The sequence below is a fragment of the Filomicrobium sp. genome (assembly GCF_025698805.1).
Lineage (GTDB): Bacteria > Pseudomonadota > Alphaproteobacteria > Rhizobiales > Hyphomicrobiaceae > Filomicrobium > Filomicrobium insigne.
The window spans coordinates 146444-167411 of record NZ_JAILWT010000001.1; the positions used below are offsets into that span (position 1 = coordinate 146444).

The following is a 20968-nucleotide window of genomic DNA, read 5'->3' on the forward strand; positions in this document are numbered from 1 at the left end:
AGTTGCGTCATGACTGAACATCGGGACCAACTGAAGAAATCTATGACTACCAGTGAGTTCGCAGAACTCGGTGGTGGCGAGGTGGCGTACATTAAAACGCTCACCTCAGATCAAGCTCACAAGATGTTTCCCGCGATCGAGGGGTTGCCTGAGGGTATTAATCTCTATGCCCTGCACGCGGCAGATGGCACGCCGCTGGCCCTTACCGATTCGATGCAGGCTGCGCTTGGCCATGCACTTGGAGACGAACTGGAGATTGCCAGCCTTCACTAAGGTGCAATCTCGCAACAATTGAGAAACTTTCCAGGCCCCGACCCTATGTCGGGGCCTTTCGGTTTTTGGCCGCCTCAACCGCGATAGTGAGCGAACTGCCCCTTTGGATTGAAGCGCTCGAGATAGGTGGGAACGATGATGCCCGCCGCGTGGATGTTCTCCACGCCCAGACTTTCAATCGTGCGCTGCTCGTTTTCTGCCGCCTCGCTTACAACGTTGTCGACTTGCAGTAGCCGAACCTGGTCGAGCGTCAAAGGCCGAACCTGATTTGGTAGCGGCCAAGTTGCGACTGCCATGAGTTTGGCGAGCCAGAAAGGCAGGTTCAGATAGCGGCGGCGGCGGCCTGACCAATGCTGGGCGTGATCGAGAATTTGGCGAAACGTAAACACGTCAGGACCGCCAAGCTCATGCACCTCACCTGGGGCTCCGGCGCCCTCAACGGCGTTCGCAATCGCCGTACCGAGATCACCGACGAAAATCGGCTGGAAGCGCGTCCGCCCACCGCCGATCAACGGCAGAAACGGCGAAATTCGTGCCATGCCCGCGAAGCGATTGAAGAACTCGTCTTCGGCTCCAAAGAGAACCGATGGCCGCAAGATGATTGCGCTCGGGAACTCCTCCAACACTGCCTGTTCGCCAGCGGCTTTCGTTCGCGCATACTGCGAGGGCGATTTGGCATTAGCCCCCAACGCTGAGACATGGATCAAACGGCGCACGCCCGCTTCACGCGCCGCCCGGGCGACGGCACGCGCCCCCTCAACATGCACGGCGGAGAACGTCTGGCGGCCGGTCGGCGACAGTATGCCGACACAGTTGACAACTGCCTCAGCACCTTCGATCGCCGGGGCGATCGATTGGGGATAACGCAGGTTCGATTGGACTGCGTGAATTTGCCCGACAACGCCCATCGGTTGTAGATGCCCAGCCAAGTCCGGACGGCGGCAGGCTGCCCGAATACGCCATCCGCGCTCAGCGCATTGACGCGTTGCATAGCGGCCGACAAAGCCAGAACCGCCAAAGATCGTGACCAAGCCACCGTGGAGAAGCTGCATCGTCTGATCCCGCTCGTGATAGTTTGATTGCTGTGTTTATCTTATACTTGATGTCGTGGCGAACTCCGAACTCGTGGCTTTACACGACGTCGCGACAACCGGAAAGCCTGCGAAAGGTCACGTACCAATTGACAACGGCCGCGGCGCCAACTAACTCATGCGCCCTGACCCACCCAATGCCCAGGTGGCGGAATTGGTAGACGCACTAGTTTCAGGTACTAGCGGGTAACACCGTGGAGGTTCGAGTCCTCTCCTGGGCACCATCACTTTCCTAAGTGCTTATAGCGCCATAAGAAATTGACATCATTGAGAAATCGGTCGCCCCACTGCTACACAGGGGTGCTACACAATGGTGCTGCTTATGGCGCGGCCAACGAGCGTTCAGGCCCATCCAGTTATCAGTTCAGAAAGCGTGTTCCAGCTGCCGTTTGAAGATCAATCGGAGCCCGCGCATTGCTCTACTGCCTCCGTCTTCAAAGAGTAGCGACGATCCTATACTCGCGCCTGTCACGCTCAACGATGAGGTACACTGGAGAGACCGCGGTAGGGATCTTGCGGAGGGCTCGGCGTAGCACGCTGTCCGCCCAACAGGGAATGACCTCCAGCGGCTTCGGTCAACAAGCTCGACCAGCTGCTCGGCTCGATCACCACGTTACGGGCAAAATTTCAGCCCTGCCCCTTCGCGCCCATCTCGCCTTGAACGGCAAGCCGAACTCCAAATTCTATCGACGCCTGAGGTCTTTTGATCGTTTGGCTGACGCGCCTAACAGCCTCGGTCAGCCAGATGACTCGTGATTTCGGGCGTTCGGCGACGAGCCGCAACGAGATCAAACTCGCCGCAGCACAAGCCAGCATCCCTGAGTTCAAATCAAGCCAGCATCCCTGAGTTCAAATTAAGAACCGGTAGCCCTCGAGAGCGAGAAGGAATCTCTTTGCATCGAGACCGCCCGCAAAGCCGGTCAATGAGCCGTCGGAGCCGATGGCTCTATGGCACGGCGTAATGATCGACACAGGATTTTTGCCGATGGCTGCACCGACAGCGCGCGACGCTTTGGGACTGCCAATAATTTTCGCGAGGTCCGCGTATGTTTGTGTTTCTCCGAATGGGATACCTTGAAGTGCACCCCAAACTTTTTTCTGAAAATCAGTACCAACCAGATCGAGCGGAACGGAAAACGCTGTCCGTTTCCCGTTAAAATATTCGGTCAGCTCAGTCTCTGCTTGTAACAGGAGTGGATGATCAACACGCCGGGACAGCTCTCCAAGCTTGACCCGATTAGGATCGTCGTTCTCCCAAAGGACCGCAGCCAAGCCATCATCGCGTGCGACCAGCTTGAGCTGTCCGACAGGCGAACCCATAATCTTGTAAGCGCAGCCCATGTTTCACAAACGCGTTGGAGGTGGGGAAGGCGCTTGGTGTCGCCTTCCCCCAAAGTATACCGCTAGCTAAGCATCAACGGGTCGATAAAAATTCCACTCAAGCTTCAAAGAAGATAGGCGGGCGACGCTTGTGAAACGCAGTGGCATCCTCGAACGCTGCAGCCATCCGGAGCAACAGCGCTTCCTGGAAGTGATTGCCGACGAGCTGCATGCCAATAGGAAGCCCCTCCGGCGAGAAACCGCAAGGAATGGCGACCGACGGCAGAGCTGTGTAGCTGAAGGGGATCGTGAACTGGCGTCCACGTCCAAAGTCCTTAGCCGCGGCTTTGAGCAGCGGTGCGGTTGTCGGTAGGGAAGGCGTCAGAAATGCATCGACAGATCGGAAGGCTTCTTTGACTTCCGCGATCACGAAGGGACGCTCGCGAATCCGGCTTTCGTATTGCTCGGCCGTAACCTTTGATCCCTTCGCGATGTTGTCGGTGACGATCGGCCCGAAGAGCCGTTCCGCGTCCGGTGTGGAGCGAAACTGATCGCCAAGGATCTGATTGAACTCATAGAGAAGGATTTCGCTGAAGAGTTTTGCGTAATCGAGTTGCCCCTCCAGAGGCTTGACCTTGATAGGCACGATTTCGGCGCCTAGGTCCTTGAACGTCTTCTCTGCCTCCTTGACTGCAGCAGCGACCGGTTCGTCGATGTCCGCATAGGTATAGTTGTCAACGATACCGATACGCAGGCCCTTCACGCCATCCTTCAATGCCGCCGTGTAGCTGACCCGAGGCTGCGCGAGCGCCGAGTTCTTGTCTTCAGGATCGAAGCCCACCATTGCGTCCATGAATATCGCGAGGTCGCGCACATTACGCGCAAGTGGCCCCGTCGTGTCGAGGCTGTGCGAGCGCGGATAGAGCCCCTTCAGGCTGACCAGCCCGAACGTTGGCCGGATACCCGCTATGCCAACCCAAGAGGCCGGCACGCGGATCGATCCGCCGGTATCGGTGCCAGGTCCGCCAAGGCAGAGATTGGCGGCGATGGCGGCACCGGTTCCACTGGAGGAACCACCCGGCGAACGATCAAGATCCCAAGGGTTGTGAGCATCGCCGAATGTTGTGTTCGTTCCTGAAACGCCTGCCGCGAAGGCGTTCATGTTCGTCTTTCCAAGGAGGATGCAACCGGCTTCCTTCAATTTGCGAACGACAGTGGCGTCAGACGTCGACTGGCGATCCTTAAATGCCTCGGACCCGACCGTTGTCTTGGTCCCCTCGACATCCATGAGATCCTTGATGACAATCGGAATGCCGTGCAGTGGCCCGCGGTCTTTGCCATTCTTAAGTTCTTCATCGCGTTCCGCGGCAGTGCGGAGCGCTTCCTCCTTCAGGACCGAGATGAACGCGTTCAACTGCGGCTCAAGTTTTTCGATGCCGCTAAGGTAGGATTCTGTGAGCTGCTTCGATGTCAGAGAGCCGGAACGGAAGCGTTTTCCAGCCTCAACCACCGAGTTCGGAAGACCTTCATTCCCGGCTGATGCACCCGCAAGCGCTCGCGTGCTCGTTCCTGCAACCGCAAGGATGCCAGCCGCAGCAGTCGCCCCGGCAAGCACGTCTCTCCGATTTAGGCCCTTGTTTTTATTAGCGTCCATAAGGAACGTTTCCTCCTGCCATTTTTTTATGCAGTATTACTCTTGCAGTTATTGAGACAATGTGTCCAGTTTTTTGATGGCAAAACCGTGGATGGCGGAACATGCGTTCGCATCAACGTTTTCCGCCACCCAGCATTATGGATAGCCACACTCTGAGCTTATTGTGCGGAGCCAAGGAGTATCCGTATGCGCTCGCGGATAAACGGCGCCACAATGGGGCGGCCGTCGACCACGTCGACATTGAGCGCATAGACATTGTCGACAATCTGCGCGTCACAGTCCTTCTGCGCGGCTTCTTTTATTTTGAGGAGATCGGCTCGGTTCCGGGCCAGCGCGGCTTCACGTATGTCGCGCACCCAATCGCCCGTCCCTGCGTAGTACACGACGTATCGGGAACCGGTTGGTCTGGAAAAAATGATGCTTGTCATGAACAGATAACCACCTAGCCCAGGTCTTCGTGCGACATAGTCACGTCACGAAGGCGACCCTCGCACTGAACGTCACCCTGCGCGGCGTAAGCACCTAACGTGGCGGAAAAAAATGGGACGCAGAACGTGAGGATCAGTTTGCCCCATTCCACCTCTGCGTCGCCGGCAATAGCGTCCCCTTGATTGATGAGGTTGAGAACTGTCCCAACCGCTGTAGCGATGAGAAGAGACCGCTTCACCACATGCCAGGAGAAGGCCGAACGAAGTGCCGATCCGTGAGCCGCCGGACGACTGGGAGCACCACGTTTACCTCTCTCCGTTTCAACATCCCACGCCATGCGAAGCAAATCCCTCCCGCTTCCACCGCCTATCGCACTGCCGTTTCCATGAGGCCGAGCTCACGGAACGCACGAAGCGACCCGGGATGAAAAGCGTCTGGATTTTCGGAAGCGCCATAGGCGAGCGTCGCGGGCGTCCATGCCTTCGTGAACGCGTTATACTGGGCGATCTTGTCGTAGTTCTTGACCATCACCCGGATCAGTTCCGCTGCGAGTTCCTCTGGAAAGGAAACATGCGCTTCCAGCAATAGCAGGTCCCCAAAAGTAACGAGGGGATCGGGTTGATTTGGCAGAACATTGGGTTCGTATTTAACGATGCGGAAGGGTGCGCCGGTTTTCTTATTGTACTCTTCCATCATCTCAGCCGGCACCTGTACATAGCGCCAGTCTCGGTTCGACGCTTCGATCTGCCGGTGCGGGCCGCTGACCACGGTATGCTTGCCATCCGCGCTGGTTACACCGAACAGCGTTCCGACGTCCGTCCGTCCATCGAGTAGAGCTTCGATATTCGGGCTCGTACCGAGCGTATCCAAGCTCGTGAGTTTGGGCGTCAGCTTCCATCCGTCGAGTAGCATGCGTTGGTGCATGCCCCATTCGTTTTGCGTGAGAAGTCCGATTCCGACCCGACGTCCGACGAAATCCGAAGGGGTGCGAATCTCCGGATTGAGCGTGACCCACACATTGTAGGAAAGGCCCAGCACCGCAACGATACGGAAGTCTTCAGCGTTGGGAAGCGGCTTCAGGTAGAAGGGCGCCAACCCTGTCTTCGCTGCCCAATCCAGAACGCTACCGGACCCAAACAGCGTATCCTTGTGACGATTAGGTTGTGTCGCCATTGCCTTGACGTTGAAATTGAAGCCGGACGTCTCTTCCACTTTGAGACGCAGGGTCTTTGAAAATTGCTCCATGTGGGTCTGGATAGCGGCGAAGGCGTTGTAGGGGCCTGAGCCACTGGGGGACGTCATAATTCGGACTGTTTGTTGAGCGGTCGCCGGAGCGGCGACAAGCAAAAGCGCAGCCGCAGAGAGTAGCGTCCGCAGGGCCACCTGTTTCATAACGTCTTCCTCCCAAATTGATTTTTGATTGTTTGGTCGTGCGTAAGCAGGCGCCCGGTAAAGCCGGGCACCTGCATTTGGGGTTAAGCTACCTTTCTGGATTCCTGGGCGAGCGTGTCAGCCAGTTCCTGGAGGTTCGCGGTGATGTAGGTCGGCTGTACGCCGATCTGCAGCATGGGCTGACGCGCTCTATTGGTCCAAGCGCAGCGCAGGCCCTGACGCATGGCTCCAACCACTTCCCAGAAGTGGCCCGTGACCCACAGAATGTCTTCCTTGGCGCATCCGGCACGCTCAATTCCAAGTTGGAAAACCCTTGGTGAAGGCTTGAACGCGCGGGCCTCCTCGCCGGAGCTTATGATCTCATCGATGTAGTCGATCGTTCCCGCGAAGCGACTGTGATCTTCGATCATCTTCTTGGTCGGGTTGGCGACGATCTTGACCGTCAGGCCCTGCTCCTTGAACGACTTGAGGGCGCCAATGACATCCGGGTAGGCCCGCAGCCGGTGATACTCCCCGTTGATCTCTTTGATCGTCGCGCAGCTGAGCTTTACGCCCTGATGTTCCAGAGCCCAGCGGAGACAAGCTTCCGTAAGGTCGGGGTGGGGGACGAAGTTGTCGGCCAGGGTCGTGTAGAACATCGCCCATTTCTGTTGGAAGCGCCAATCGGCAGCGATCCGATGGGCCAAGTGGGATTCTTGGACGTACTGTTCGATGACATCGGCGATCGAGTAGTTATCGACGAGGGTACCCCAGGTATCGAAGAGAAGTGTCTTAGTCATATTAGTCTCCTATGGTTTGAGTGAACTGGGTTTGGAAATCGAGTAGGGGCCGAGAGCGACCGGCGACGAACCGACCTCTTTGCGGCGCTGTTCCTGCCAGGTGCGGAGGATCAGAACGATCGCGGCAGCGATGACGATGGCTGCGACGAGAACCCACTGAGTCGCCAGGTAGGCGCAGTGCAACGCGGGGCCGAGGAGCAGAGCCAGACGCTCGATCCGACGCAACGGCCGCCCCATGACCCCATAAATCGCGGCGCCCCACATCACGATTGCTGCCATCAGTGACAGGCAGGCAAACGTGGCTCTCAGTCCGACATCGGGGAATGCCAGGATCGAGGGGAAGACGACGAACGTGTAGGGGATCAGGATCGCGACAAGCGACATACGGGCTGCTTCACGTACGGTGGCGTAGAACCCGGCTCCCGAAATCCGGGTCGCCGCCAGAACGCCGACGGCGACCGGCGGTGTAACAGCGGAGAAGATAGCGAAGTAGAACCCGAAGAAGTGCGCGGCCATTGCCGGGACGCCGAGATCAATCAAAAACGGGATCATCACGATGGCGATCAGCGCATAGGCTGCGGGCGTCGGCAGGCCGAGGCCGATAAGCATGGACAAGACCATGCCAAGAAGCAGTCCGAGCGCCACGTTATCGCCCGCCGCGACCATGATCGTGCGGCCCAACTCGAAGCCCGCTCCGGTCGTGATCAGGACCTGCACCAGAATACCGATGCCTGCCATGATCAGACCAAGCTGGAGAGCGGAAATCGTACCGTAAGTCGCGCCAGCCCAAAGCTCTGTCCAACTGGGGCGATACTGCGCCGGCCGCAGGAAAGAGAGCGTAAGCAATAGCCCGAGCGCCCAGAACGCTGCATAACCAGCCGAATAGCGCAGGTAGAGAAGGGTAACGAGCACGCCGAACGAAATCAGGAATGACGGCAGCGTCCACAAGATCCCTGCGACATCGACCGGCTCGTTGGAGCGCTCGAGGCCTGGCGTGGCTTCCGCCAGGAAATAGGCCGCGATGAAGACCGTCAGAACGAACAAGAACGCGGGTATGATCGCAGCTGCAGCGACTTCGACGTAAGGAACACCAAGATTGACGGCGATTAGAAATCCGCCCAAGCCCATGATGGGTGGAATGAGCTGACTGCCGAGCGACGAGACAACTTCAACTGCACCCGCCGCGCCCCGCTTAGCCCTCGTTGCTTCATCGAGGTGATCGTGACCGGGCCTGACAAGGCGACATTGGCGACTGCTTGTCCCGTGACCATGCCGATAGCCGAACTGGCCAGGATACTCGAATAGCAAATCCCGCCGCGGCTTACGCTGAGGAGCAGCTTCCCGACCTCGTTGAACATGTCGAGAATACGCGTTCCCTTCAGCAGTCCACCGAAGAGGATGATCAGGAACAACGTATCGGCGGAAACGGGAATCCCCCAGAGCACGCCACGCGCGCCGCCCATGCCAGCGAGGTAGCTCATGATGACGTCGCTACTGGGGGATTCGTAGTTGAACGCACCAGGTAGCAGATCCCCGAATGCGAAATAGAGCGTGGACAGGAATATCAAACCTGCCAGGACACTGCCCCAGACGAGATAGACCAACACAATAACGGCTGCGAGTACGCAAAAGCCGGCAATGAAGTCCGTCTGGGTGATGAAGGGCTGGCGCAGTTCTAACTCGCCAACGATCAGGTGAAGATAGGCCGTGGCCGCCAAGCCAATGATAAGGACAGCGATGAGCGGCCATCGCCCCAAGCGTGCTTTGGGGGAAGCGTCGGAAGCTGACCACTCCGTCAGGAGCGATAGCCCCACGACTGCGAGCACCAGTCCGAGATGGAAGTAGTAAAATTCGAGGGCGCCATGGATTGGATATATAATAATAGCAAGTTGATATGCTATTGCCAGGGCTATGGTCGCGTCTCGAAGCAGTCGAATAGACGTATAGCCGAGCACGGTTACTCGCTCCTCTTTGCGTTTCCTCTATGCGCTCATTTCGGCGCTTATGTTTTGGCAAAGAAAAGCTAGCAGATGGCGCGGTATGCTCCTGTCAATTGGATGACAGCTGCATGAATTCGTCGAAAAAGAAACGCGCTAGAGGCAGGGGCCGTCGTCGGCCTCGATGAGGTCTTGCAGACCTTCGATATCGATCACGATGATGTGCCGATCCTGAATATCGATCAGTCCCACGCGCCGGAAATCCTGGAGTCCCCGGTTTGTCCATTGACGTGACGACCCAATGAGCGTCGCGATATCGCCTTGGTTCACCCAGTAACGGATGAGAGTGCCTTGACCGCATTGCTCGCCGTAGGATTCACACAGGAGCAATAGCAACCGCGCGAGCCGCTCTCGGACGTTTTCAGTGCCGAGTAGCTGATACAGGATCGATACCCAACGCAGCTTTGCTGTCAGGCTGCGATGAAACCACCAGAGAACTTCCGGATGGGCCCGCGCCACACTCCCTGCCCTTTCACCGCTGATCGACAATAGTCGCGTGCGGCTGAGGGTTTTTCCTGACCAGACGTGCCCCGCCCTCTCGAATAGGTCCGGCCCACCGACAAGATCTCCTGCGCTCCAATAGGACAGCGTCGATTCTTTCCCAGATGGGGAGACGTAGTAGACCCGCACGAGCCCATCTAGGATCAAGGAGGTATGGGTATGGGTAGATTCCTGCTCGAATAGCTGACTTCCTGCAGGGAGGATGCGCAGTTCTCCGGCGCGGAATAGCGCTTCCCGAGCCTCAACGCTCAGGTCAGGCAGAACCGCAATGTCCTGGGGATCGATCGAAATGGTTTTCTCGTCACGATCCAACATTTGGGGTTTGCAATTCCAGTTGCTGACAAAGCCTAGGCGTTCCTAATCTAGTGAGAAATCGCCTTTGAGGGGAGCCCCCTTGTAAAGAGCTTCTCCAGCTCCGTAGTTTTCTCAAGCGGGCTTCTTGATCGCCCGTAACATAGGATGACTGTTCGGCCTAAAGAAAGCGTCCAGACACCTGGCGCGTCCAGACGCTTGTTGGCGCTACTTCGCGGGCAGAATCTCGATTACGCGGTATTGCTTGTCCCGGCCGAGCTTTACTTTGAAATCGACCTTGTCTCCCGCTTTGATGCCGCCGAGTTCCACATGCTTGGTTACAGGTAGGTCCATCGTCATGGTCGGCCAGCCTACGTCCGGCATCGGTTCGTGAGTCAAGTTGATGATGCCTTTGTCAGCATCAACCGAATTGATAACACCAACGCCAGAAGCTTCCGTGCCCGGCTTCACCTCCATTTGACCATGGCCGGAATGATCCATTTTCATGTCTTGCGATGCGACAGGGCTCGTACTGATGAAGAGGCCCAGTACCGCAGCGGAAACGAACGTTCTAACCATTTAAACTTCCTCCTTTTGGATTGAGACGAGCTGGAAATCCGCCGTGTTATTCAGCGGGATGTGCGAGAGGACGGACCTCAGCGCTATCGCGCTGAACGTCGTTGGGTTTCGTGTTGAAACGCCGCCCCTCCCAAATGAGATAGACGACGGGTATGACGAACATCGTGAGGAGCGTGGTGGAGGCCATGCCGCCGAGCATGGGCAACGCGATGCGCCGCATAAGGTCGGCGCCCAGTCCCTCAGTGAAAAAGATCGGCGCGAGACCTGCCACGATTGTGAGGACCGTCATTAGTTTGGGGCGCACACGCATGGCGGCACCGGCAATGACCGCGTCCTGAAGTTCAGCGAAGCTTTTCGGTGGGCGCTCGCGCATCTGCTGATCAATGTACAGCAACATCACAACGGCTGTTTCGACCGCGATCCCGCCAAGCGCGATGAACCCGACGGCAACGGCGACCGAGAAATTATAGCCTGCGAGATAAACGGCCCAGAGGCCGCCGATCAGCCCGAACGGCAACGACAGCATGATGATGAGCGTCCGGTCGAGCTTACCGAAGTGCAGCATCAGCAGGACGAAGATAATGAGCACCACAGCCGGGATCGCGATCGTCAGCCGTTCACGCGCCTCCTGCATTTGCTCAAACTGACCGGACCAGGATATCGCATAGCCGGGCGGCAGATCGATCGAACCCGCAATGATGCTTTGAGCTTCCGCTACGTATCCGCCGATATCGCGATCCGCGATGTCGACAAAGACCCAGCCAGTCAGTCGCGCATTCTCGGAGCGGATGAGCGGCGGGCCGTCGACGTACGCAATTTCAGCGATTTCCGCGAGTGGAATGTGATGTCCAGCAGGTGTGGGCACGAGAATGTCGCCAATCTGCTCAGTCGTCTCGCGGAACGGGCGATCGTAGCGAAGGATAATGTCGTAGCGTTCACGTCCTTGGACACTTTCGGCGAGCTTCATCCCGCCCAGCGCCGTCTGGATAACGGATTGGAAGACGGCAAGATCAATATTACGGCGGGCGAGTTCTCGTCGGTCCGGCCGGATCTCAAGGTACTTTCCACCCTGCACGCGATCAGCAAATGCGGAGCGCGTGCCCGGCACATCCTTGACGGCACTCTCAATTGCCAAGGCGAGACGCTCAATCGTCTGCAGATTGTCGCCTGAGATTTTGATGCCAATCGGTGTACGAATCCCGGTTGAGATCATGTCCATCCGGATCTTGATCGGGTATCCCCAGGAATTGACGAGGCCGGGAAGTTTCGTCCGTTGATCAAGCTCAGCGATAAGATCGTTCTTCGTCAGGCCCGGCCGCCATTCGTCCTGCGGTTTGAGCTTGATCCAGGTCTCGATCATGGAGATCGGCGCTGGATCAGTTGCCGTGTCGGCGCGGCCGAGTTTTCCGAAAACACGCTCCACTTCAGGAACCGTTTTGATCAATCGGTTGGTCTGAGCCAGCACCTCCTTCGCCTTTGTGATTGAAACGCCAGGAAGCGTCGTCGGCATATAAAGCAACTCACCCTCATAGAGCGCGGGCATGAACTCGCTGCCTGTGTTCCAGATCGGATACGCAATCGACACCGTGGCCGCCAACGTAAGCAGGATCACAAGCCAGCGTGCTTTGAGTGCAATCGACAAGAGCGGCCGATAGGCTGAAACGAACACCCAGTTCAACGGATTACGCATCTCGGGAAGGAGGCGCCCGCGCACGAGCCACAACATCAACACTGGGACCAGCGTCACGGAGAGGAACGCGGCAAAAGCCATGGCATAAGTCTTGGTGTAGGCGAGGGGTGCAAAGAGACGATAGCTTTGCCCCGTGAGTGCGAAGACAGGCAGGAAGGATACGGTGATGATCAGAAGTGAGAAGAACAGCCCCGGCCCCACTTCCTTTGCCGCCAGAACGAGAGCGTCTCTGCGTTCTCGCGCAGATGTCTCTTGAGGGAGTGCCGACAGTTTCCGGTGGGCGTTTTCCACCATGACGATAGACGCATCAACCATCGCACCTATGGCAATCGCGATACCCCCAAGTGACATGATGTTCGCTGTGATGCCCTGCTCTGCCATGACGATGAATGCAGCAAGTACACCGAGCGGCAGCGTGATGATCGCGACGAACGCCGAGCGGACGTGAAGCAGGAACAGGAAGCAGACGATTGCGACGACGATGCCCTCTTCGACCAACTTCGTCGTCAGGTATTTCACGGCACCTTGGATGAGCGGTGCGCGGTCGTAGACCGTGACAATCTCCACGCCTTTTGGAAGGCCGGCCTGAAGGGTGGCCAACTTCTTCTTTACCCCCTCAATCACGTCGAGGGCGTTTTCACCTGAGCGCATGACGATGATACCGCTGACGACTTCTCCGTCACCGCCAAGCTCAACAACACCACGTCGAAGTTCCGGACCTTCCACCACGTTGGCGATATCAGACAGAAGAACCGGCGTGCCCCTTGCCGAATAAACGACCACGTCCTTCAACTGATCGAGGTTCTGGATGTAGCCCGTCGAACGAATGATCAGCTCAGTTTCCGCCTGCTCGATCACCCGGCCGCCAACCTCACTGGATGCAGCTTTAACCGCCTCCCGAATGCGGGAAAGAGGCACGTCGTAAGCACGGAGCCGGTTGGGGTCGACAAGGACTTGGTATTCCTTCACAAACCCGCCGACGGACGCCACTTCCGATACGCCAGGGACCGTCGCCAATTCGTACTTCAAGAACCAATCCTGAAGTGTGCGCAACTGCGCCAGGTCGCGCGTGCCGGTGTGGTCAACAAGCGCATATTGAAAGATCCAGCCGACGCCAGTCGCGTCGGGCCCGAGTTGTGGATTGGCGTTTTCCGGGAGCGATCCTTGAACCGACGATAAGGCTTCGATGACGCGGGAGCGCGCCCAGTACTGGTCCACATCGTCTTCAAAAATGACGTAGACAAAACTTGTTCCGAACAGCGAGAAGCCACGTACGGCCTTGGTGCGCGGCAGTCCGAGCAGTGTTGTTGAGAGTGGGTATGTAACGAGATCCTCAACGATTTGAGGCGACTGGCCGGCAAACTCCGTGCGAATAATGACTTGCGTATCGGTGAGGTCGGGGATTGCATCGAGCGGCGATTTCTCTATTGCAAGCCATCCCATGATTATGAGCGCCAATGCCCCCACCAGAACGAGGAGTTGGTTATTGACGGACCAATCAATGACCCGCGCGACCGCAGACTTCGTCGGATCATGGCCTGTAAAATCGTCAGGTCGCGTGGTCATTGCTGCGCCTCCATTTCGCGTCGACGCGATCAATGCTGATGACCCGGCATGGTCTTGGGTTTGGTGGACGGCATTTCTTCCGCAGCGGCATTCGCCGATGCCGCTCCCTCTTCAGGTGCAGGCTGAGAGTAGGAAATCATTGACGATGAACCTTTGCCGTAAGGGTTCAACTCGCGCCCTTCGAGTTGAAGCCACATGCGGGCAGATCCGTCGTCTTTCCAGAGCGCGATCTTCTTTTCGCGATAATGGTCCGGCGCCCCTTCGCGTATCCAGGGCGCAACAGCGTCGACAAGCGTTGCGAGCGCCGCTTTCACCTCGCTGTCTGTTTTGGCTGCCTGCGCATCGCGGATCGCCTTCACGGCATCTTCCATAACGAAGGCGAGCCTCGTGTGCTGGAAAGCTGGCCACAGAAGCGTCTTCACTTCGATCGCTGGATCTAGAAACTTCGGCTCAACCTGGTAGCCATCCGTTAGCGTCTCATGGAGATAGAGCGCGGCATCGACAAAATGATCGACCATCGCAAATTGCGCTGAATCGAGCTTGAGTAGGGACAGTGGCAGTTGCAGCCGCTCAAGTTTCCGGAAACTTTCACGCAGGGCACTTTCGGAATCGATGAGGAATTGCCCTGATACGACGATATCGTCGCCGGCTTCGATCTCGCCGCCGATCTCCGTCCAACGTCCCGAAATGAGCCCCGTCGTCACGGTGCGCGGTTCAAATCGTCCTCCGCCAAGGGACGCTACGACATATCGTGCACCGCCACTCTTCAGAATGGCCTCCGACGGAACCGCGAGCCGCTGCTCAGTTCCAACTTCAAAGGCGACATCGGCATAGGCTCCCGGCCGTAACTGCCCGTCCTTGTTATCAAGAACGAGGCGCACCTGCCCTGTCCGGGTCGCTGGATCAATCGTCGGGTAGACGTACTCGACTTTGGCGAAAACTTCGCGCCCCGGAATGTTGGGAAAGGTCACACGCGCTGGAATGCCAGGCTCGATAAAGGAGAGGTCTTTCTCCGACACGCTGACCATTAGCCAGACCTGCGAATAATCCTGAATTCTGGTGAGTATCGTGCCGCGCTTCACGTAACTTCCTGGGCGCAAATCGATCATTGTCACCGTGCCGTCACGGTCGGCATAAAAGGGCACAAACTCCATCACCTCGCGGCTGTGTCTGAGTTCGGCGATGGTGCGCTCCTGCATGCCGAACGCTTTAAGGCGGGTCTCTACAGATTGGATCCGCGTGCGGCTTTGGCCGCTCAGGGCTTCGAGATAGTCTCGCTGAGATACGATGAACTCCGGTGCGTACAGCGTAAACAGAAGGTCGCCTTTCCTCACGGCATCGCCGATGGCCCGGATGCGCAGATCCTCTATCCAGGCCTCGGTACGCGCAGACATTTCTGTTTGCAGCCGTTCATTCTCGGAGATGCGGCCGAAGCTCCGGACGATTCGTCCGAAGCTCGTTTGCTCGGCCTTCGCTATCCGGACACCCATGGTTTGAAGTGTCTCTGGAGCCACCACGATCGCCGTCCGCTGCTGACCTTCGGAAGCCGCTTCGGCTGCACCATCACTTTCAAGTTTGACCAGATCCATGCCGCAGATAGGACAAGCACCGAATTCGGACGCGATGTAGTGGGGGTGCATCGGGCACGTCCATTTGACGTCACCCTTCTTTGCGTCCGACGGTTGGCTACCCGGGGTTTCCGTCGCGTACGTTGGTAAGCCGCTGGAGAGCGGGAGCAACATGACCAGAAAGGCTGCGATCACAAGCCGATGGTATTTCATGAGAAATTCCTTGAAGAGGGTCCTGCCCCAGGCGTGCAAACGCCAAGGCTCGACCGCCCCATCGCTTCATCGAGGGCGGCGCAATGAACTCTTCAAAGGCTCTTAAATTCGCAGGCGGGCGTTGAACGCGACAAGCCGCTCGGTGCCGGTTCTTGTGAGGCCGCCGAAGTTTGGCGGACCGGCAGGCCAGTAAGCGTTGATCTGGCATCCGTCCGCGCACACTGCCTGGATGCGTAACGGATGGACTGCGACCACTTTCCAGTCCAGTCGCGGTTCGGTGTCAGATATTTTAGGGACGAGTTTGTCCGAGATCCGGTCGAGGCATGTCGCTACGCAGTCTGCCTCATTATCGGATTGGTGGTGGGAAACCTCCTGCACCACGTAGCTATGTTCGTGTAGGCCAGCCGATCCCGCGTGGGCGTGATGGATCGTTTCAGCGGTGGTCGCCGCGTTGTGCGCTGTGTGGTCGGCGTGCGCGGTCACCGCCGGGAACAGCCCAGCGATGGCATTCATCCAAATCAGGATGGCACAGCACACGCATCCCAGGATTTTTTTGCGTCCGCGCATCGTTGCAAGACTAGTCCGTTTCACCGGGCGCTAGTTGATCCAGACTGTGGCGTGCGGTCAAGCCTCAAAGTATGATGCGTCATTACGAAATGGTGATCGGGACGTCGTTGGGATGAGGAAGTCCTTTTTCCGGTTTCGACAAGCGACTTCAAGCTCATCCGAATATAGGGACAGCGCGGACCAAGGCAGTCCGCGCCTGCTGTCTGCGGCGCGAAATCAGAGTTCCTGCTTGGAGAAGTCGTAGCGCGGGGTCAGCATGGAAGCCATGTCTTCCTTAGCAACTGTCTTCTTGACGTGGAATTCGTCGTTTTCGATGCGGCTGATGTAGCAGTCGATCATGCCGCTATGGTCCTCCTTACGGAGTGTCTTGGCGCCCTGCGGAAAGCCGAGCGAGTTCGCCATCTGGAGGCCTTCAAGGGCTTCGATAACACCCTGGTCATCGCTCTTCTGCTTCCAGCCGCTCTCTTCAATCGCTTGCTTCAGCGCGAAGAGATTTTCCCAGCTCTGCCATGAGTGGCTCTTGGCATTGACTTTGTCAGAACCTTCTTCGCGCGCGTTTACGCCGTCGATGCCAATCTGCTTGATGAACTCCTTATGGAATTCATCGTCCTTGTACTTCAGCATGCGCGGGAAGTTCTCGACAATATAAACACCCTCAGCGGCGCCCTTCAGATCCGCTGGCGCAATCGCCTCGATGGTGCCCGAGACGGAGTACATCTTCATCGTCTTCTCAAGACCCATGGACTTAGCCTGCGTGTAGAAGGCGACCGAGAGCGCACCGAAGAACACCGAGAAGAGCACTTCCGTGTCTTCGGGGATGCGCGCAAGATAAGGAACCAGATCCTTGGCATCGAGCGGGACGTAGATCGGCTCATGGACTTTGCCGCCGAGCTTCTCGATGACGGCTTTGTGCTCTTTGTAGTGGCTATGACCCCAGGCATAATCCGGCGAGATGATCGTCCATGTCTTGCCGAGGTTCTCATAAGCCCACGGCGCACCGGCCGCAGCTAGACCATACGTGTCCGTCCCGGTACGGAAGCTGTAGCGCGTCCCCTTCTCGCCGGTCGCCTCGGTCGCCTCGCCCGTTGAGAAGTAGACTGTCTTCATTTCACTTGCGACGGGAATCGACGCGAGCATCACGCCGGAATGCACAGAGCCGGTGATGAACGACGCGCGGCTACGCTGAATGAGCGAACGCAGCTTGCGTGCACCGGCAGCAGGATTGGATTCCGTATCCTCGGTCACAAGCTCAAGCTTGCGGCCGGCGATACCGCCTGCCTCGTTGATCACCTTCGTCGCGGCGAGCGCGCACTTGTTGTGCCAGTATCCCCATGACGCAAAGCCGCCCGTCAGTTCGCAGTGATGCCCGATCACGATCGGCCCGCTCGCCTGGGCGAACGCCGACATGTCGCGGCCGAGGCTGATATAGGCACCGGCAGCCGTCCCGCCGGCTAGCGCGACTTGCAGAAAACTGCGACGTGTCACGCCGCTTGTGGTGCCTTTGTCGGAAGCAGTCTTCTTGGGGCGGACCTTCGGGGGGTGCTTAGTCATAACTGAAGACTCCTTCCTGATGAACCTAGAGAGAAACGCCAAGGTAGCGGTGGATAGTCGAAGGATCGGCACGCAACGCGGCCGGCGTCGCTTCGTGTACGATGGTGCCGCGCTCCATGAGATAGACGCGGTTGGCAAGGCGCAGCGCCGTACGCAGGTTCTGTTCAACAAGCAGCACGGAGATACCGCGCTTTGCGATCTCATCGATCTCGTGACGGATCTGGGAGACGAGCTTAGGCATGATGCCTTCCGTCGGCTCATCAAGCATAATGAGAGAGGGTTTCATGACGAGGCAGCGCGCGAGCGCAAGCATCTGTTGCTCCCCGCCGGAGAGTGTGCCAGCCGGCTGAGAAAGACGTTCTTCGAGGCGGGGAAAGCGGCGGAATACGTCAGCAATGATTTCCGGATCTGGAGTACCGGTCAGGCCGAGTGTGAGATTTTCCTTCACCGTGAGCAGCGGGAACATGCCGCGCCCTTGGGGAACATACCCGAGACCAAGCGCGGCCAGTTTATGGGGCGCGACGCTTTCGAGATTGACCCCGTTGTAGCTGGCGGTACCGCCGGTGCGTTTCAAAAGGCCAAGAATTGCGCGAAGTGTCGAGGTCTTGCCGACGCCATTGCGCCCGAGCAGCGCTACGGTCTCGCCGGGTTCGACTCTGAGACTGACGCCGCGCAGTACCGGAACCTTGCCAATGTTGGCTTTGAGATCATCAATCGCGAGCGCCGTCATAGGTCCTCCTCCTCCGGCGCGCCGAGGTAGGCTTCCTGAACATCGGGCGAATTGCAAATTTCATCGGGCGTCCCACGGGCGAGTAGACCGCCCTGCGCCATGACGATGATTTCGTCCGCGATGGCGAATACGACCTCCATGTCGTGCTCGATGAGCACGATATCGACAGTTCGCGCGATGTTGCGGATGGTGGCGACGGTCTCTTCGGTCTCTCGCGGGCCCATCCCGCAAACCGGCTCGTCGAGTAGGAGGAGCCGCGGCTCGTTGGCGAGGGCCAGGGCGATCTCAAGAAGCGCGATATCACCATATGAGAGCGTCGAGGCACATGTCTGCAAATGCGCCGAAAGACCGACCTGCGCAGCGAGCTCTTCGACGCGGCGATTGACGGCGACGTAGGAGGAGGCGGGCCGGAACGGTGAAGCGAGGCCCTCATGAACCATGACCGCCGTGCGTATGTTTTCCGCGACGGTGAGGCCAGAAAACACGCTTTTGATTTGAAGCGTGCGCGAGACACCGCGACGCACGATCTGATGCGGTTTGAGCCCCGTGATCTCCCGGCCGTGCACGCGTACGCGGCCAGCGTCTGGTCTGATCTCGCCGGTTATGAGATTGAAGAGCGTGGTCTTGCCAGCACCATTCGGCCCGATAATCGCGTTCAAACGCCCCGCTGGCAGCTCGAAGCTCACGTTATCGACGGCAACGAGTCCGCCGAACCGCCGGGTCAATCCTGCTACGCTCAAGGCGACGATGTCTTCTCCCCCACTGCGCACGTCAGCCCCCCAACTTGGTGTCCGCGGCCGGCTTTGACAGGCCCGGATTGGAAGTTGGCGTCTCGGCGCGTTTGTTACGCCCGATCACCTTCATGAAGTCGCTCCAAGCACCAGCGAGACCGCGCGGCGCAAACATGACAACGAGAACAGTGATGGCCCCGACGACAAACAGGTAATGCTCCCAGACGGTGGAGATGAGCTCCCGGAATATGATCAGCAAACCGGTGCCGAACAGGGGACCGAGCAGGCTTCCAGCACCGCCAACGATCGCCCAGACCACGGCCTCACCGGAGACGTGGTAGAACATGTACGATGCCGACGCATAGCGCCCGAAGAAGGCGAAGAGCGCGCCCGAAGCGCCGGCGAGTCCACCGGCGAGAACGAATGCGAGATAGCGCGTCAGGTAGACATTGATTCCGACGAGCGCGGCACGCCGGTCGTTCTCACGCACAGCCATGAAGCGCACCCCCAACGGGCTGCGGACAATGAAGCCAAAAAGCCCGTAGCAAGCAGCGACGACGAGCAGGATCGTGTAGTACTGGACGGACTGGTCGGCGAGGGAGAGTTCCAGGTCGCCGAAGGAAAAGACTTTGGGCGTGCTGAACGAAATACCATCATCGCCACCCGTGATCGGCTTCGCGCTCATGGCCGCAAAGTACAGGATGAGCGAAAAGACCACGGTGATAATTGCAAAGTAGTGCCAGGTCAGGCGCACGGCGACGCTACCTGCTATGGCGGCCATGAGCATTGCAGCAACGATGCCGACGGCAAGTCCGCCCCAGAAGTCAGCACCCCAATGAATAACTGACAACGCAGCTCCATACATGCCGACGCCGAAGAAAAGCGCTTGTCCGAAAGAGAGCAGGCCGACGTACCCAAGCAGAAGATTTACACTCGCGGCGAGCAGCGACCAGATCAGGATCTCGGCAATAATGTCGATCCAAAACGGGCTGACGAACATCGGCATAACGACGGGAACAGCCAACAAGAGGCCGGCGAAGACCACGAGCGCAACACGAGAGATATTTGTTGCTGTCATCGCGTCGCCCCCGAAAAGAGCCCGTTGGGTCGAACGAGCAGCACCACGCTCATGAACGCGAGCGAAATAATTCTAGCGATCGTCGGATCGGTGACGCTTGTGACCAGTCCTTCCAGAACCGCAAGCAATACGGCAGCGGCGACGGTGCCCTGCAAGTTGCCCAGTCCGCCGATGATCACCGCCATGAAGCAGAACGGTAGGATGTCGACACCCGTGCGGAATTCGACGGTCGTGATGGGCGCTGCGATCACCCCGCCCAGAAACGCCATAGCCGTGCCCAGACCGAACGTTATGGCGCAGATGCGCGCAACAGGCACACCGAGCGCCGTCGCCGTCTCCGGATCATGACGCACGGCGCGGATCCAAGTGCCGAGCTTCGTGCGCGTAAGAAAAGCGAAGAATGCGATCAGGCACAGTGCGGCGAATGCCGCGGCAAACAGACGGTAGACATCGTAATCGATGCCGAACAGCGGAAGGGTGCCTTCGATCGGCGCCTCCATCCGCCGCGGCTGCGCTCCGTAGATCGCACGCACACCCTCCTGAAGCATCATCGAGAGGCCGAACGTCGTGACGATAGTGAGCGAGGCCTGGCGGATCGTCGGTCGGATAACCAGGCGCTCAAGCACGATGCCGACAGCAAAGCCAATAATCGGCACAAGTAAGAGGGCAATCCAGTACGAGCCGCTCGCCACCGTCAGCGTGAGCGCCGCCACGGTGCCCAGCATGAAGAAGTCGCCATGCGCAACGTTGATGATGTCGAGAAGCCCAAAGATGATGGAGAGGCCAAGCGCAATCAGCGCAATAATCAACCCCCAAACTAGGCCGTTCACGGCAAGTGCCAGCACGAGTTCGATAACAGAAACTCCCCCGACCGATCGCAGCGCGCCGCGAACAATTAACAGAGGCTTTGCAGCCAGATGCCGATAAAGTTCAACACGAATTGACACTCAATGCAACACGAGTTTTTG

18 protein-coding genes, 1 tRNA gene and 1 pseudogene are annotated in these 20968 nt (G+C 58.0%); 2 read left to right on the forward strand and 18 right to left on the reverse strand.

Annotated elements, in window-relative coordinates; translation table 11 throughout:
• The first annotated feature begins 9 nt into the window (after window positions 1-9).
• Window positions 10-273: a BQ00720 family protein gene (locus K5845_RS00620; RefSeq protein WP_046477846.1), complete on the forward strand. Its 264-nt coding sequence runs from the start codon at window positions 10-12 to the stop codon at window positions 271-273.
• A 74-nt stretch (window positions 274-347) separates the two neighbouring features.
• Here K5845_RS00620 and K5845_RS00625 read toward each other — a convergent pair whose 3' ends face one another.
• A complete protein-coding gene (locus tag K5845_RS00625; protein WP_090226399.1) occupies window positions 348-1325 on the reverse strand; it encodes a complex I NDUFA9 subunit family protein in 978 nt (325 codons plus the stop codon).
• Between the two features lie 178 nt (window positions 1326-1503).
• Here K5845_RS00625 and K5845_RS00630 point away from each other — a divergent pair.
• Window positions 1504-1588: transfer RNA gene (locus K5845_RS00630), tRNA-Leu, on the forward strand.
• 625 nt (window positions 1589-2213) lie between these two features.
• Here K5845_RS00630 and K5845_RS00635 read toward each other — a convergent pair.
• The 17 genes and pseudogenes from K5845_RS00635 to K5845_RS00715 all read right to left on the reverse strand — a co-directional run bounded on the left by K5845_RS00635 (window position 2214) and on the right by K5845_RS00715 (window position 20947).
• Window positions 2214-2705: a methylated-DNA--[protein]-cysteine S-methyltransferase gene (locus tag K5845_RS00635; RefSeq protein WP_046477793.1), complete on the reverse strand. Its 492-nt coding sequence runs from the start codon at window positions 2703-2705 to the stop codon at window positions 2214-2216.
• A gap of 97 nt (window positions 2706-2802) precedes the next feature.
• Window positions 2803-4338, reverse strand: a complete 1536-nt coding sequence (locus K5845_RS00640) for an amidase (RefSeq protein ID WP_287958003.1) — start codon at window positions 4336-4338, stop codon at window positions 2803-2805.
• Window positions 4339-4496: 158 nt separating this feature from the next.
• Window positions 4497-4766 carry a DUF2849 domain-containing protein gene (locus tag K5845_RS00645; protein ID WP_046477788.1) on the reverse strand — a complete coding sequence of 90 codons (270 nt, stop codon included), beginning with the start codon at window positions 4764-4766 and terminating at the stop codon, window positions 4497-4499.
• A gap of 14 nt (window positions 4767-4780) precedes the next feature.
• Window positions 4781-5104, reverse strand: coding sequence for a hypothetical protein (locus K5845_RS00650; RefSeq protein WP_287958004.1), 324 nt, complete (start codon window positions 5102-5104; stop codon window positions 4781-4783).
• Window positions 5105-5133: 29 nt separating this feature from the next.
• Window positions 5134-6159: a TAXI family TRAP transporter solute-binding subunit gene (locus tag K5845_RS00655; protein WP_287958005.1), complete on the reverse strand. Its 1026-nt coding sequence runs from the start codon at window positions 6157-6159 to the stop codon at window positions 5134-5136.
• Window positions 6160-6242: 83 nt separating this feature from the next.
• Window positions 6243-6938 carry a haloacid dehalogenase type II gene (locus tag K5845_RS00660; RefSeq protein ID WP_090226439.1) on the reverse strand — a complete coding sequence of 232 codons (696 nt, stop codon included), beginning with the start codon at window positions 6936-6938 and terminating at the stop codon, window positions 6243-6245.
• A gap of 9 nt (window positions 6939-6947) precedes the next feature.
• Window positions 6948-8893, reverse strand: a pseudogene (locus tag K5845_RS00665) (TRAP transporter permease).
• A gap of 138 nt (window positions 8894-9031) precedes the next feature.
• Entirely contained in the window at window positions 9032-9751 is a 720-nt protein-coding gene (locus K5845_RS00670) for a Crp/Fnr family transcriptional regulator (RefSeq protein WP_046477780.1), read from the reverse strand.
• 204 nt (window positions 9752-9955) lie between these two features.
• Window positions 9956-10306, reverse strand: coding sequence for a copper-binding protein (locus K5845_RS00675; RefSeq protein WP_052743777.1), 351 nt, complete (start codon window positions 10304-10306; stop codon window positions 9956-9958).
• 46 nt (window positions 10307-10352) lie between these two features.
• Window positions 10353-13562 carry an efflux RND transporter permease subunit gene (locus K5845_RS00680; RefSeq protein ID WP_287958008.1) on the reverse strand — a complete coding sequence of 1070 codons (3210 nt, stop codon included), beginning with the start codon at window positions 13560-13562 and terminating at the stop codon, window positions 10353-10355.
• Window positions 13563-13591: 29 nt separating this feature from the next.
• Window positions 13592-15343: an efflux RND transporter periplasmic adaptor subunit gene (locus K5845_RS00685; RefSeq protein WP_287958010.1), complete on the reverse strand. Its 1752-nt coding sequence runs from the start codon at window positions 15341-15343 to the stop codon at window positions 13592-13594.
• A 102-nt stretch (window positions 15344-15445) separates the two neighbouring features.
• Complete coding sequence (locus K5845_RS00690; protein ID WP_287958012.1) at window positions 15446-15910, reverse strand: hypothetical protein; 465 nt, start codon at window positions 15908-15910, stop codon at window positions 15446-15448.
• Between the two features lie 216 nt (window positions 15911-16126).
• Window positions 16127-17461 (reverse strand): ABC transporter substrate-binding protein, encoded by a 1335-nt coding sequence (locus tag K5845_RS00695; protein ID WP_287958013.1) that lies wholly within the window; start codon window positions 17459-17461, stop codon window positions 16127-16129.
• Between the two features lie 25 nt (window positions 17462-17486).
• Complete coding sequence (locus K5845_RS00700; protein ID WP_090226451.1) at window positions 17487-18191, reverse strand: ABC transporter ATP-binding protein; 705 nt, start codon at window positions 18189-18191, stop codon at window positions 17487-17489.
• Window positions 18188-18961 carry an ABC transporter ATP-binding protein gene (locus tag K5845_RS00705; protein ID WP_244465037.1) on the reverse strand — a complete coding sequence of 258 codons (774 nt, stop codon included), beginning with the start codon at window positions 18959-18961 and terminating at the stop codon, window positions 18188-18190. The genes K5845_RS00700 and K5845_RS00705 overlap by 4 nt, the downstream gene beginning before the upstream one ends.
• A gap of 1 nt (window position 18962) precedes the next feature.
• Window positions 18963-20000, reverse strand: a complete 1038-nt coding sequence (locus K5845_RS00710) for a branched-chain amino acid ABC transporter permease (protein WP_287958014.1) — start codon at window positions 19998-20000, stop codon at window positions 18963-18965.
• Complete coding sequence (locus tag K5845_RS00715; protein WP_244512348.1) at window positions 19997-20947, reverse strand: branched-chain amino acid ABC transporter permease; 951 nt, start codon at window positions 20945-20947, stop codon at window positions 19997-19999. The genes K5845_RS00710 and K5845_RS00715 overlap by 4 nt, the downstream gene beginning before the upstream one ends.
• Window positions 20948-20968: the final 21 nt, after the last annotated feature.